This window comes from Vreelandella massiliensis (assembly GCF_900155385.1).
In the GTDB taxonomy this organism is placed as follows: Bacteria; Pseudomonadota; Gammaproteobacteria; order Pseudomonadales; family Halomonadaceae; genus Vreelandella; species Vreelandella massiliensis.
In genome coordinates this window covers 1,793,369-1,807,374 of the sequence record NZ_LT699745.1, presented here as the reverse complement: position 1 = coordinate 1,807,374, position 14,006 = coordinate 1,793,369, and the positions used below count along the sequence as shown (strand labels likewise).

Annotated in this window: 13 protein-coding genes; 12 read left to right on the top strand and 1 reads right to left on the bottom strand. The window is 57.1% G+C overall.

Annotated features, from left to right (window positions below; genetic code table 11):
• Positions 1-76 precede the first annotated feature (76 nt).
• The 5 genes from lon (at position 77) to BQ9846_RS13090 (ending at position 7,806) form a co-directional block, all read left to right on the top strand.
• Positions 77-2,578 carry an endopeptidase La gene (gene lon, locus BQ9846_RS13110; protein WP_075881398.1) on the top strand — a complete coding sequence of 834 codons (2,502 nt, stop codon included), beginning with the start codon at positions 77-79 and terminating at the stop codon, positions 2,576-2,578.
• 145 nt (positions 2,579-2,723) lie between these two features.
• Positions 2,724-4,823 (top strand): methyl-accepting chemotaxis protein, encoded by a 2,100-nt coding sequence (locus BQ9846_RS13105; protein WP_075881397.1) that lies wholly within the window; start codon positions 2,724-2,726, stop codon positions 4,821-4,823.
• A 130-nt stretch (positions 4,824-4,953) separates the two neighbouring features.
• Positions 4,954-6,798: a dihydroxy-acid dehydratase gene (gene ilvD / locus BQ9846_RS13100; RefSeq protein ID WP_075881396.1), complete on the top strand. Its 1,845-nt coding sequence runs from the start codon at positions 4,954-4,956 to the stop codon at positions 6,796-6,798.
• A gap of 401 nt (positions 6,799-7,199) precedes the next feature.
• Positions 7,200-7,514, top strand: a complete 315-nt coding sequence (locus BQ9846_RS13095) for a transcriptional regulator (protein WP_075881395.1) — start codon at positions 7,200-7,202, stop codon at positions 7,512-7,514.
• On the top strand, positions 7,507-7,806 hold the full coding sequence (locus BQ9846_RS13090; RefSeq protein ID WP_075881394.1) for a helix-turn-helix domain-containing protein: 300 nt from the start codon (positions 7,507-7,509) through the stop codon (positions 7,804-7,806). The genes BQ9846_RS13095 and BQ9846_RS13090 overlap by 8 nt, the downstream gene beginning before the upstream one ends.
• Before the next feature lie 141 nt (positions 7,807-7,947).
• On the opposite strand, the gene nudE is transcribed toward BQ9846_RS13090, so the two are convergent.
• Entirely contained in the window at positions 7,948-8,556 is a 609-nt protein-coding gene (gene nudE / locus BQ9846_RS13085; protein WP_075881393.1) for an ADP compounds hydrolase NudE, read from the bottom strand.
• A 99-nt stretch (positions 8,557-8,655) separates the two neighbouring features.
• Between nudE and yrfG the strand changes: the two genes are divergently transcribed.
• From yrfG to BQ9846_RS13050, 7 genes are all read left to right on the top strand, one after another.
• Positions 8,656-9,330 (top strand): GMP/IMP nucleotidase, encoded by a 675-nt coding sequence (gene yrfG, locus BQ9846_RS13080; protein WP_075881392.1) that lies wholly within the window; start codon positions 8,656-8,658, stop codon positions 9,328-9,330.
• Positions 9,327-9,716, top strand: coding sequence for a ribosome-associated heat shock protein Hsp15 (gene hslR / locus BQ9846_RS13075; RefSeq protein WP_075881391.1), 390 nt, complete (start codon positions 9,327-9,329; stop codon positions 9,714-9,716). The genes yrfG and hslR overlap by 4 nt, the downstream gene beginning before the upstream one ends.
• A 22-nt stretch (positions 9,717-9,738) precedes the next feature.
• Complete coding sequence (gene hslO / locus BQ9846_RS13070) at positions 9,739-10,614, top strand: Hsp33 family molecular chaperone HslO (protein ID WP_075881390.1); 876 nt, start codon at positions 9,739-9,741, stop codon at positions 10,612-10,614.
• Positions 10,615-10,928: 314 nt separating this feature from the next.
• Positions 10,929-12,485, top strand: coding sequence for a phosphoenolpyruvate carboxykinase (locus tag BQ9846_RS13065; protein WP_075881389.1), 1,557 nt, complete (start codon positions 10,929-10,931; stop codon positions 12,483-12,485).
• Between the two features lie 249 nt (positions 12,486-12,734).
• Entirely contained in the window at positions 12,735-13,232 is a 498-nt protein-coding gene (gene msrB / locus BQ9846_RS13060; RefSeq protein ID WP_075881388.1) for a peptide-methionine (R)-S-oxide reductase MsrB, read from the top strand.
• A 102-nt stretch (positions 13,233-13,334) separates the two neighbouring features.
• A complete protein-coding gene (locus tag BQ9846_RS13055; RefSeq protein WP_075881387.1) occupies positions 13,335-13,571 on the top strand; it encodes a DUF2281 domain-containing protein in 237 nt (78 codons plus the stop codon).
• Positions 13,568-13,918: a type II toxin-antitoxin system PemK/MazF family toxin gene (locus BQ9846_RS13050; RefSeq protein ID WP_075881386.1), complete on the top strand. Its 351-nt coding sequence runs from the start codon at positions 13,568-13,570 to the stop codon at positions 13,916-13,918. The genes BQ9846_RS13055 and BQ9846_RS13050 overlap by 4 nt, the downstream gene beginning before the upstream one ends.
• Positions 13,919-14,006 lie beyond the last annotated feature (88 nt).

The following is a 14,006-nucleotide window of genomic DNA, read 5'->3' as shown; positions in this document are numbered from 1 at the left end:
GAAGTTTTGGGCGACTGCCCGCATTCCCTAGTCAGAGCTTGACGGCGTATGCCGTTTTTGATTATTGGGAGGGCGCATGAGCGACCAAGATTTTGATAATGAGTTTGATAAAGACGCGCCACAGTGGGTCGCCGAAGAAGAGACGTCGGCGTACGAGCAAGAGCGCGGCCACGATGATAATAATGACGACAACGACGCCTACAGCGATGAAAAGGAGTACCGCTCCGATGGTGAGCAGGTTCACTCCATCGTGCCGGCAAGTGAAATGTTGCCAGAGCGCATTTATCTGTTGCCGATTCATAACCGCCCCTTCTTTCCCGCCCAGGTACAGCCGCTGGTTATCAACCGCGAACGCTGGGAAGAGACCATGCGCCGGGTGGGCAACACGCCCCATCACACCATCGGGGTCGCCTTTGTCGGTGAAACGGGCGTGGATTCGCTTAGCGCCGATGATTTTCCCGAGATCGGCACCGCCGTCAAGGTGCATAAGCTCAAGGGCGAAGATCAGCAAATTCAGTTTATCGCCCAGGGCCTGCAGCGTTTTAAAATTCAGCGCTGGCTCTCCAAAGAGCCGCCCTACTTGGTGGAAGTCAGCTACCCCAAAGAGCCGGTGGATGCTGAGAACGAAGAGACGCGCGCCTACGCCATGGCGATCATCAACGGCATCAAGGAACTCTTGCCGATCAATCCGCTGTATGGCGAAGAGCTCAAGCACTACTTAAACCGCTTCAGCCCTAATCAGCCGGGGCCGCTGACCGACTTTGCCGCGGCGATCACCTCGGCCAAGGGCCCGGCGCTGCAGGAGGTGCTCTCCACGCTGCCCGTGGCGGAGCGCATGCAGAAGGTGCTGCCGCTGCTGCGTAAAGAGATCGATGTGGCGCAGCTGCAAAGTGAGATCAGCGAACAGGTCAACGCGCAGATGCAGGAGCGTCAGCGCGAGTTTTTCCTTCGCGAGCAGCTGAAAGTCATTCAGCGTGAACTGGGGATTTCCAAGGACGACCGCGAAAACGACGTCGATACCTTCCGCGCGCGGCTGGAAAACTTGACCGTGCCCGAGCGGGTGCAGGAGCGCATTGACGAAGAGCTGCATAAACTCAGCGTGCTGGAGACGGGCTCGCCGGAGTACGGCACGACGCGCGGCTATTTGGATTGGCTGACCTGCCTGCCGTGGGGCGTGACCAGCGACGACAATCTGGATTTGCCCCACGCCCGTGAGGTGCTGGATCGCGATCACGACGGCTTGAAGGACGTCAAAGAGCGCATCATCGAATTTCTCGCCGAGGGCAAATTTAAAGGCGACGTGGGCGGCTCGATTTTGCTGCTGATCGGCCCGCCCGGGGTGGGTAAAACCTCGGTCGGACGTTCGATCGCCGAGGCGCTAGGGCGCAAGTTTTACCGCTTCTCGGTGGGCGGTATGCGCGACGAGGCGGAGATCAAAGGCCACCGCCGCACCTATATCGGCGCCATGCCGGGCAAGATGGTGCAGGCCTTCAAGGATGTCGAGGTTCAAAACCCGGTCATCATGCTCGATGAAATCGACAAGCTCGGGCAGTCGTTCCAGGGCGATCCGGCGTCGGCGCTGTTGGAAGTGCTCGACCCTGAGCAGAACGTCGACTTTTTGGATCACTATCTCGACGTGCGCATGGATCTCTCCAAGGTGCTGTTTGTCTGCACGGCCAACACCTTGGACTCCATTCCCGCGCCGCTCTTGGATCGCATGGAGCAGATTCGCCTCTCGGGGTATATCGCCGAGGAGAAAATGGCGATTGCTAAGCACCACCTGTGGCCGAAACTGCTTAAACGCGACAACCTAAGCAAAAAACGCATCAACTTGACGGATGCAGCACTTAGACAGGTGATCGAAGGGTATGCGCGTGAAGCGGGTGTGCGCCAGCTGGAGAAGCAGCTGCACCGCATCGTGCGTAAAGCCGCGGTGAAACTACTGGAAAATGACCAAGAAACGGTCAAGGTTTCGGTGAAGAACCTGGAAGAGTTCCTAGGCGCGCCAATCTTCCGTAAGGAGAAAGTGCTTAAGGGCGAAGGTGTCGTTACCGGGCTTGCCTGGACGTCCATGGGCGGCGCCACGCTGCCGATTGAGGCGACTAAGGTGCATGCCCTGGATCGAGGCTTTAAGCTGACCGGTAAGCTGGGTGATGTGATGCAGGAGTCCGCCAACATCGCTTATAGCTACACCTTAGGCCACTTAAAAGAGTACGGGGCGGATGTGGACTTCTTTGATTCTGCGTTCGTGCATCTGCATGTGCCCGAAGGTGCCACGCCTAAAGATGGGCCATCGGCGGGGATCTCCATGACCACGGCGCTGCTGTCGTTGGCAAAACACCAGGCGATCCCCCGCCCGCTGGCCATGACCGGTGAGCTGACGCTAACCGGGCAGGTGCTACCTGTCGGCGGTATTCGCGAAAAAGTGATCGCCGCGCGGCGTAGCGATATCTTCGAGGTGATTCTGCCCGAAGCCAATCGCCGCGATTACGACGAGCTGCCTGATTTTCTTAAAGAGGGCATGACGGTTCACTTCGCTAATCGCTACCGGGATGTGGCGCGCGTGGTGTTCGACTAACCGAAACCGTCTCTTCGCTCCTGTCAACGCCGCGCCTACGAGCGCGGCGTTGATTTTATGATACTAAAGTCGTTGTCTCTCAACGCTAGCCTCTATACGTTTAACCTTTTCGAATGATGTTAAAAGGTACGTAGGAGAGGCCCGCATGCGAGAAAACCAGACCATTAATGACAGGGAATACACGTTAGAAGATGACGAGGTGTTGATCTCGCGCTCTGATTTGGACGGTAACATCACCTATGCCAATCCCGACGTCGTCAGGGTGAGTGGTTACGCTCAAACAGAGTTGATTGGGTCGTCGCATAACCTTTTTCGCCACCCCGATATGCCGCCGCAGGTATTCAACGATCTTTGGAATACGCTGAAAGCCGGCCATACCTGGCAGGGAACGCTGAAAAACCGCTGTAAAAACGGCGATTACTACTGGGTGCAGGCCACCATCGCGGCGCTGCGCGATGGCGAGACGGTGGTGGGGTATACCTCCGTGCAGCGGCGTGCCACACGTAAAGCCGTTCAGCGCGCCGAGCGCAGCTACACGGCCATCCGGCAGAAAGGCAGCCTACGTGGTTACAAGCTCCAGCGTGGGGCGATCAAGCGCACGGGCCTTGCGGGTTGGGTGGGGCGTTTTAGTTTCAGCAGCATGCAGGCCAAGCTCATGGGCATGGTGCTCGCGGCGGTGCTCTTGCTCGCCGTTGCCGGTGGCCTGGGGGTATACGGGCTAATGGTGTCGGGAGAGCGGCTGGCGCGTTTGAATCAAGCCGGCCTTGAGGATGTGGCCAGCCTTCAGGCCATTGAGCGGCTTCTGAATCAAGAAGTTAATGCACTAGCGCCGGCGGTGCGCAACCCGCGTGGCGTGGACCTGTCGGCGCTGATCGCCGGCTGGGAAGAGAGCGTAGCGCGCATGAATGAGCGCTGGACGCAGTACAGCAATGCGGAACAGACCGATCGTCAGGATGTCGCTGAGTTTCGCACTCAGTTACAAGCGATTCAGGACGGTATCAGCGCGACCTATGCCGCCTTGGGCGATGGCCAAGGGTTCCAGGCGTTTGAGGCTTTTAACGATGAGGTAGAGCCGACGCTCGCCACCCTGCAAGCCACCGCCGATGCGCTGGTCGAGAGCGAGCGGGCTTTGGCGGCGGAATTAATGGCCGATGCCGAGGCGGGGCAAACGCAGATGCTGGCCGCCCAGGCGGGGGTGCTGATCATCGGGATCGCCATCATGGTGGTGCTAAGCGTGCTGATTCTGAAATCGCTGGTCAGTTCGTTAAACGATGCCCGGCGCGTTACCTTTCAGATCGCGGCCGGCAACCTGGCGACCCGAGTGAGCAAGCAGCGCCAGGATGAGCTTGGCGACTTGTTGAACTCCATTCGCACCATGCGCGCGTCGCTGTCGAGTATCGTGGGTGAGGTCGATGAACGAGTGCAGGTGGTGAACCCCGCCGCGCAGCGCATTGCTCACGAAAACGAGGATCTGGCCTCGCGCACCGAGCAGCAAGCGTCGTCGCTGCAGCAAACGGCTTCCAGCATGGATCAAATGACCGCGACCGTGCAGCAGAATACGGACAACGCGCGCCAAGCGAACCAACTCGCCATGAAGAATGCCCAAGCCACCCGTGAGACGGGCGAGCAAATGCAGAAGCTGGTGGAGCGCATGGAGCGCATCTCTGAGCGCTCCTCGAAGATGACCGATATCATCAGTGTGATTGACGGCATCGCCTTCCAGACCAATATTCTGGCCCTGAACGCCTCGGTCGAGGCCGCCCGAGCCGGGGAAGCAGGGCGTGGTTTTGCCGTGGTGGCCAGTGAAGTGCGCCAGTTAGCCGGGCGCAGTGCCAACGCTGCCCAGGAGATCCGCGAGCTTATCGATGCCTCCGATAGCGAAATTCAGGGAGGGCGTCGCGAGGCCAAGGCAGCGGAAACCTCCATTGAAGACGTCGTAGCACAGGTAATGAAGGTGAGCGACCTGATGGAGGAGATCACCCACGCCTCGGAAGAGCAGAGCAGTGGCATCGCGCAGATCAACTCCGCTGTTTCCGAGATGGACCAAGTGACACAGCAGAACGCCAGCCGGGTGCAGTCGATCGCCGAAGCGGCCAATCAGCTGACCCATGAAGCGCACGAACTGGCCAACGTTGTGGCGGCGTTCCGCCTTGAAGGCGGGCGTGAGGAGAGCGTCAAGGAAGCCCTCGCGCGCCTGGAGAGTACGGCTCACGGCGCAACGCCTAGACTCGAGCATACCTTTTAACCTTTTGTGAGCTGCGCGCGGGCGCGTTTCGCCATCCCGCGGCGATGAATTGTTGCTACAATCATTGCCGCTGGATTCAACGAGCCCGCTGCCGCCTGTGGTGGCGTTAGCGCAGACATAAGAGGACACCATGCCCGAGTATCGCTCCCGTACCACTACCGCTGGCCGCAACATGGCCGGCGCCCGCGCTTTATGGCGCGCCACCGGCATGAAAGACGAGGACTTTCACAAGCCGATCATCGCCGTGGCTAACTCCTTTACCCAGTTCGTGCCCGGCCATGTCCATTTGAAGGACATGGGACAGCTAGTGGCGCGGGAGATAGAGAAAGCAGGTGGCGTGGCCAAGGAGTTCAACACCATTGCGGTGGATGACGGCATCGCCATGGGCCACGACGGTATGCTCTATTCGCTGCCCAGCCGCGACATCATCGCCGATAGCGTCGAGTACATGTGTAACGCCCACTGCGCGGATGCGCTGGTGTGTATCTCCAACTGCGACAAGATCACCCCGGGAATGCTGATGGCGGCGATGCGCCTGAACATTCCGGTGATTTTTGTTTCCGGCGGGCCGATGGAAGCGGGCAAGACCAAGTTATTGGATCACGGCCTCGACCTGGTCGATGCCATGGTCATGGCCGCGGATGACAGCGTTGATGACGAAACGCTGGCGGAAGTAGAGCGCAGTGCTTGCCCCACCTGCGGCAGCTGTTCGGGCATGTTCACCGCCAACTCGATGAACTGCTTAATGGAAGCGCTGGGGCTGGCGTTGCCTGGCAACGGCACCATGCTCGCCACTCACGCCGACCGTCGCCGGCTGTTTGAGACGGCAGGAAGCCGCATCGTCGAGCTGGCCAAGCGCTATTACGAAGGCAACGAAGCGCACTTATTGCCGCGCGCGATCGGCTCCTTGGCAGCGTTTAAAAACGCCATGACGCTGGATATCGCCATGGGCGGCTCGACCAATACGATTTTGCACCTGCTCGCCGCCGCACAAGAAGCCGAGATCGACTTTGGCATGGCGGATATTGATCGCCTCTCGCGTGAAGTGCCGCAGCTTTGCAAGCTCGCGCCCAATACCCAGCAGTACCACATTGAAGATTGCCACCGCGCCGGCGGCATCATGGCGATTCTCGGTGAACTGGACCGCGCACACGTGCTGGATACCTCGGTGCCCACGGTTTACGGCGATAGCCTCAAAGCAGCCCTGGAGGAGTGGGATATCATGCGCTCGCCCACGCCCGCCGTGGTGGAGTTCTACAAGGCGGGACCTGGCGGTGTGCCCACTCAGACCGCGTTTTCGCAAAGCGCGCGCTGGCCGAGCCTGGATGGCGACCGCGCCAATGGCTGTATCCGCAGTCTCGAAAACGCCTTCTCTCTTGAGGGTGGGCTTGCCGTGCTTTACGGCAATATCGCCCAGGATGGTTGCGTGGTGAAAACCGCCGGTGTCGATGACTCGATTCTGGTCTTTGAAGGCAAGGCCCACGTGGTCGAGTCTCAAGACCAAGCGGTGGCCAACGTGCTGGAAGGTAAGGTCAAAGAGGGCGATGTGGTGGTCATCCGTTATGAAGGCCCTAAAGGCGGGCCGGGGATGCAGGAAATGCTCTACCCAACCTCTTATCTTAAATCGAAAGGTTTGGGTAAAGCCTGCGCGCTACTGACCGATGGGCGCTTTTCCGGCGGTACATCGGGGCTATCGATCGGCCATGTGTCGCCGGAAGCCGCTGCTGGCGGTGCCATTGGACTGGTGGAGAGCGGTGACACGATTTTGATCGATATCCCCAACCGCGCGATTAACGTCAAACTCTCGGATACGGAGCTCGCTGCACGCCGTGAGGCGATGAACGCCAAGGGTAAGGATGCCTGGAAGCCCGTGGAACATCGCCCGCGTCATGTCACGCCCGCACTCAAAGCCTACGCGCTGCTGGCAACCTCCGCTGATAAAGGCGCCGTGCGCGATCTCTCCAAGCTGGATTAACGACCTAAAGAGAGTCGCAAAGCGACAACGGGCCGGCAGTCAACTGCTGGCCCGTTGTCATTTAAGGTGGATGCTCATTTGCCTGTTCTTCAGATGGAAGTGACTTGATGCTAGCGACAGCACTGGGCAACACGCCCGAGTTTTGGCTTAACACACAACACGCGGTGGAGCTTTGGGATGTGCGCCATAGCGCGTACGAAAAAGAGAGGGAAAATGTTCGGCCGGTGAGGTCTCGCTCCACTTCGCCGCGGGCGACAGGTTAATCGTGTCGAGATACCTAATTGACTCTGTTATCCATCGCCACTATTCATGGAGACGGTGCCAGCAGTTGACCGCCGGGCTGTTTTTTTGGGATTGATTTTTAGCTTGCAATGATCCGTCATTGACGTATATTGATTGTCATGTTGACCATCATCGAAACCCCTACCTTTGAAGCCGATGCCAGAAAGATTTGGGCTGAGGAAGAGCGAAGCGCTTTCTTTGCCTGGCTGGCAGCCAATCCGGAAATTGGTGATCCCATTCCAGGTAGTGGCGGATGCAGAAAAGTTCGTTGGTCGATAGCAGGCTCAGGGAAGCGTGGTGGAGTGAGAGTCATCTACTTCACTAGACTGGCAAATGGTGAGATCTGGTTGTTGGTGATCTACAAAAAAGCCGTCAAGGACAACATACCTGCGCATATCCTTAAGTCAGTTCGTGAGGTTTTGGCAAATGAGTGAAGACACCCTTAGCGCCGAGGAGCTTGGTAACAAGCTGCTCCAATCAGTCAAAGAAATGAAAGCGGGCCAGGCCGCACGAGTCACTCGGGTGGAACCTAATGAGGTGGCAAAGGCACGCGGTAAAACTGGCCTGACACAAAGGGAATTTGCGGAAGTGCTGCATATTTCACCACGGACTTTGCAAGAGTGGGAGCAGGGTCGTCGCAAACCTTCTGGACCTGCAAAAGCGCTCATCGAGATTGCTTTCCGTCATCCAGAGGTTATTCGGGAAGACTTGGGCCTCAGCGGTTAACAAGCGGCTGCTATCAGGTGTGCCTATTCTGAGCTTTTGTACCATTGGGCAGGCAAGCGTTCAGAAGTAATTAGCTTTTATTGACAAAAGGGCCAGCAGTCAACTGCTGGCCCCGTTGTGTTTTGACTGCTCCCCTTGCGCTCAAATAAATCCGCTCTCTTTCTCGCGTTCGGTGCGCAGCTTGTCACGCGCGATGTAGAGCGCGGCGATCGCGCGTGCTTCATGAAAATCTTCGCGCATTAGTAGCATGGGGAGTTCTTCAAGAGAATGGGTCTCAACGATCAACGGTTCAGGTTCGTCGCCGGGTAAGCGTTTAGGGTAGAGGTCGGTGGCCATCAGCACCTGCATGCGATGGCGCATGTAGTTGGGCGCAAGCGAAAGCTCGACCAGCGGCTCAATTCGGTGAGCGCCAAAGCCACACTCCTCCATGAGTTCGCGGTTCGCGGCGGTAACGACATCTTCGCCAGGGTCCACCAAGCCCTTAGGCAGGGTCAGTACATAATCTTCAAACCCAGCGGCGTACTCGCGAATCAGTAGCACGTGTTCGGGGTCCGGCATGGCGACAATCATCACGGCACCGCGGTCGCTTCCGGTCAGGCGTTCAAAGGTGCGCTCTTCGCCGTTGGAGAAACGTAAATCCAGCGATTCAACCTGAAACAGACGGCTTTTCGCCACACTTTCTCGCGTTAAAATCTGGGGTTTTTGTAGATGCGTTGTCGCGTTATGGAATGAGGTGTCAGACGATGACATCGATGCCTCCGTGGCCAAGTCGGTCAGGGTGTGTAAGCGTGCTGAAGAAAGGCGATTGCGCTACAATAGCACGCTTTCCCCGACTGACTGGAGTGGCGCATGATCGACTGGCAAAGCATCGATACCGTGCTGTTGGATATGGACGGCACGCTATTGGATTTACACTTCGATAGCCACTTCTGGTTGGAACATTTGCCGCGTCGCTACGTCGAACTGCACCAGCTTGATGAGGCATCGCAAGAAGCGCTGAAAGCCCGCATCATCGGTGAACAAGGGACGCTCAACTGGTACAGCTTGGCGTACTGGAGCCGCGAGCTGGGCGTGGATATCGTCGCCCTCAAGCGAGAGGTGCAGCACCTTATTGGTCTGCGCGGCGATGCGCTCGACTTTCTTACCTGGCTGAAAACCGCCCACCCGCGCGTGGTGCTGGCGACTAACGCGGATCGCGCGAGCCTGGAGCTTAAGCTGCCACTTACGGGGCTGGAAGCGTATCTCGATGCCATCGTCTCGTCGGAAGACGTAGGGGCGGCAAAAGAGGAGCAGGCTTTTTGGTTCGCGTTACAGGAGATCGAGCCCTTTGACCCGGCGCGTACCCTGTTTATTGACGATAATTCGCGTGTGCTGGAGAGTGCTCGTGAGTTTGGCATTAAGCATCTGCTGGGCATTAAGCAACCCGATAGCCAGCGACCGGAGAAAGAGCTGCAGGCTTTTATCGCTTTGGACCGTTTTGCCCAGCTTATGCCCAGCGATATGCCCCTGGAGACGCCTAGATGAGTGACACTGTACGGTTAGATAAATGGCTTTGGGCCGCGCGTTTTTTCAAGACCCGGGCGCTGGCGAAAAAGGCGATTGAAGGCGGCAAAGTCCACTATGACGGTGCTCGGGTTAAAACCAGCAAAAACGTCGAGGTAGGCGCGATTATCCGCGTACCTCAGGGCTGGGATGTTTATGACGTCGAGGTGACGCGCCTTTCCGATCAGCGTCGCGGCGCCCCGGAAGCGCGTACGCTTTACGCTGAAACCGAAGAGAGCCGCGAGCGCCGTGAGCGTGAAGCTGAAGCACGTCGGTTGACCAATCAAGTGATGCAGCACCCGCTAAAGCGTCCGGATAAAAAGCAGCGCCGCGAAATTCAGCGCTTCCAACGCAACCAAGGCGAGTAAGCGTACATTAAGCGAGACAGCAATGACCGATCAGATTCAACGATTTTTGTTTGACCAAACCAATGTGCGCGGTGAGATCGTAACGCTTGAACGCGCCTATCAAGAAGTACTGGAGCGTCACGCTTACCCGCCTGCGGTAAACGCGCTGCTGGGTGAATTATTGGCTGCCGTGGCGCTGTTGACCGATACCGTTAAGCTCGATGGCACGCTAAGCATTGAGGTGCGCGGCCAGGGGGCGCTCTCGCTGTTGATGGCGGAATCCAACCCCGGCGGTGAACTGCGGGCGATTGCGCGTGTGGCTGAAGATGCCGCCCTGCCGAGTGATGCCGCCGGTTTTCGCGAGCTAGTGGGTGACGGTCAGATCGTGATCACGCTCGACCCCAAAGAGGGGCACCGTTATCAGGGTATTGTGGCGCTGGATCATGACTCGCTGGCAGGCTGTTTAGAAGCCTACTTCGGTCAGTCGGAACAGCTGCCCACGCGGCTGTGGCTCGCGGCCGATGGCAAACGCGCCGGAGGGCTATTGCTTCAACGCCTGCCCCATGAGGCGCAAAACCAAGATGTTGATGCCTGGGAGCGAAGCGTTCAGCTGGCCGACACCATTAAGCAAGAAGAGCTTCTGGGTTTGGAGCAGCGCGATGTGCTCTATCGGCTCTATCACGAAGAGACAGTGCGCGTTTTCGAACCCAAAGCGCTCGCGTTTGGCTGCACCTGCTCACGCGAGCGGATGAGCAAGGCCCTTTTAACCTTAGGCGCCGAGGAGCTACGCGATATCCTCGCCGAGCAGGGCAGTATTGAAACCCAGTGCCATTTTTGCCACTCCGAATACCACTACACGGCGGCAGAAATAGAAACACTTTTGGTGGACCCGGATGCCGCTGCGCCGACGATTCACTGATGTTGTAGTCTGCGTCAAAACGCAGGGTATATACCCTGCTTAACATAAGAAGCCGAAGAATCAATAAGATTCATGTCACGAATGAACGACCGTTTTATGGTTGTTCTGCAGTGCAACACAAAATGTAGTGGTTCTGTTGTAGTTTAACTACAAAATATTTGCCTTAAGCCCCCATTTCCCGGGGGCTTTCTTTTTGTCATAATGCGCCCGTTTTTAGCGCGCCTGACCGCCCAACCGTGCGGCAGGGATGATTTTTTCAGGCGTCGGTGACGCCGGGTAAATGAGATAATTGGCCAAAAGGCCCAGGAATCGACATGACCACGACTCAAGCTGCCCCACAAGCCCACGTGAACCTGACCAGCGCCGAATTGATTGAGCGCGCCGTGGCCCGTGGTGAAGGCCGTCTGTCGGCCAACGGTGCTCTGGTGGTGAACACCGGCGAGCGCACCGGCCGCTCACCGAAAGATCGCTTCATCGTCGACGAGCCGTCGACCCGCGATAGCATCGATTGGGGTAGTGTGAATCGTCCGTTTGATGCCGAAAAGTTCGGCGCACTCTGGGCGCGCGTTAGCGATTACTTGGAAAGTGGTGACAACTTTGTCTCTGAGCTGCACGTAGGCAGCGACCCAGTTCACTATTTGCCGGTACGGGTCACCACCGAAACTGCATGGCACAATCTGTTTGGCCGTACCATGTTTGTCCGCCCGGAGGTGTATAACCCGAGCACCAAAGAGGCGTGGCAAATTCTCAATGCGCCGCATTTTGAGTGCGAACCTAACCGTGATGGCACCAACTCTGAAGGGTGCGTCATCATTAACTTCGCCGAAAAGAGAGTGCTGATTGCCGGCATGCGCTACGCCGGTGAAATGAAAAAAGCCATGTTCTCGGTGCAGAACTATCTGCTTCCGGAATCCGACGTACTGCCGATGCACTGCTCGGCCAACGTCGGCGAAGACGGTGAAACGTGCCTCTTCTTCGGCCTCTCCGGTACCGGTAAAACCACGCTTTCCGCTGACCCTGCACGCTACCTGATTGGTGACGACGAGCACGGTTGGGGTGACGATACCGTTTTCAACATGGAAGGCGGCTGCTACGCCAAGTGCATTGACCTCTCCGAGAAAAACGAGCCGGTTATCTGGAACGCCATCAAGTTTGGCACTGTGCTAGAAAACGTCGTGCTCGACGATCGCCGCGAGCCGGACTATGCCGACGACAGCCTGACCCAGAACTCGCGCGCCGCTTACCCGCTTGAGCACATCGACAAGCGTGTGCCGGAAAACCGCGCCGGCGAGCCGAATGCGATCGTCTTTTTGACCTGCGATATGTCAGGCGTTCTGCCTCCGGTATCAGTGCTTTCCAAAGAAGCCGCGGCGTATCACTTCCTTTCTGGTTATACCGCCAAGGTCGGCTCAACGGAAATGGGTTCCTCCGACGGATTAGCCGCCACCTTCTCTACCTGCTTTGGGGCGCCGTTCTTCCCACGCCCGGCGCGCGAGTACGCGGATCTGCTGATCAAGCGCGTCGAGCAGAAAGACGCTCAGGTCTATCTGGTCAACACCGGCTGGACCGGTGGTTCCTACGGTGAAGGCGGCTCACGCTTCTCTATCCCGACGACCCGCGCAATTATCAGCGCGATTCAGTCCGGTGTATTGCGCGACGTGGAAACTCAGCAAATTGACGGGTTGAACCTGCAGGTGCCTACTGCGGTACCCGGTGTGGACTCCAGCCTGCTTAACCCGCGCGAAACGTGGGAAGACCAGGACGCTTATGATCGCAACCTGCGCGAACTGACCACTAAGTTCGTGGACAACTTCAAGAAGTTTGAAGGTGTATCGGATGCCATCATCAAGGCTGGCCCCAGCCTGACCTGATCACGTCGTATCGCATGTTGTTATGCCCAAGCGGGGGCAGTGCATTGCACTGCCCCCGCTTGTTTTTGGACGTGACCCGAAGAGGTAGTAGTGGATTTTTCCAAAGCTCGACAGTGCGTCTTGGATGCGAACTTAAGGCTCTTATGGTAGTCCCAATGTGGCAGTTTTTTATACGCTGGCCATTTTTTGTATAGGGAATGTTTTGATATTGCCAGCCAGTTTCACGATTTGGTGCTAGAGGTGCTTTAGATGAAACGACGCCATTTTTTGGGGTTGTCGGGTTTAACCGGTTTAACGGCTTTGCTGCCAGGTGTATCCATGGGGTTTCCCCGCATTAAGCTCGAAGCGGCTGCGGGGCTAGAGCGTATAACGCTAAGCGACGAGGAGTGGCGCGAACGGCTCTCGCAAAAAGAGTACTACGTGCTGCGTCAGCACGGCACCGAGGCGGCGTTCTCCAGCCCCCTCAATGATGAGCAGCGTAAGGGCGAATACCGCTGCGCGGGATGTGACTTGCCGTTATTTAACAGTGATACCAAGTATGACTCCGGCACCGGCTGGCCAAGTTTCTTTGCCCATATCGAGGGCCACTTACTCAGTCAGTTTGACTTCAGTATGATCTGGCCGCGAATCGAGTACCACTGCGCGCGCTGTGGTGGCCATCAAGGCCATGTGTTCGGTGATGGCCCCGAACCCACTGGGTTGCGCTGGTGTAACAATGGTGTCGCGCTTCGTTTTGTTCCGGCATAGCGCATTGCCAGGTTGCTTTTTACCGCCCTAGTCGTCAGACAGATTTTACTCTCAGCTATGCTATCTTGACGTTTATTAAGCCTTTTCGAGACGAGGTAATTTATGCGTTTAGACGAGTTAATGGCGAAAGTGAGCCGGCTTCCAGCGTTTCGTCAGCAAGAGGTGATGGACTTTGTCACGTTTCTAGAGCAGCGCGATGGTGAAAATGCACCGGGAAAAATACCCGCTGATTGGTCAGAGCAACAGTTTCAAACGATGAGCCTCGATCAGGCGATGCGTGGGCTGGAAAACGAGCCGGATCTTTATACTGACGACGACGTGCAGGAACGCTGGCAATGAAGCGGGCTGGGCAGATTGCATTAAGGCCGTTTCCCTACACCAATCTGGCACAAAGCAAGAAGCGGCCGGTGCTCTTGCTTCGCCAGCTTAACGACACATGGGATGACTGGTTGGTTTGCATGGTCTCTTCGCAAGTGCGCCAGGCTAATCCGCACTTGGATTGGGTGCTGAAGGCTGACGAGGAAGATTTTTCGGCTTCTGGGCTCAAAGTCTCCAGTGCCTTTCGACTTTCCCGGCTTGCCGTGTTGGATGGCTCACTGATGATTGGTAAGTTAGGTGCTATTTCCGATGAGCGCCTTCATCAGCTGCGCCAACGCTTTGGCGCCTGGATAGCGAGCGATCGCTAATGCTCGTTGAGCTGATATTGCTTTTCACTCTTGGGTAAAGCGACCCTGCGGCGATTATGGTACCTTGTCGCTTCTACTAAAGACTTTA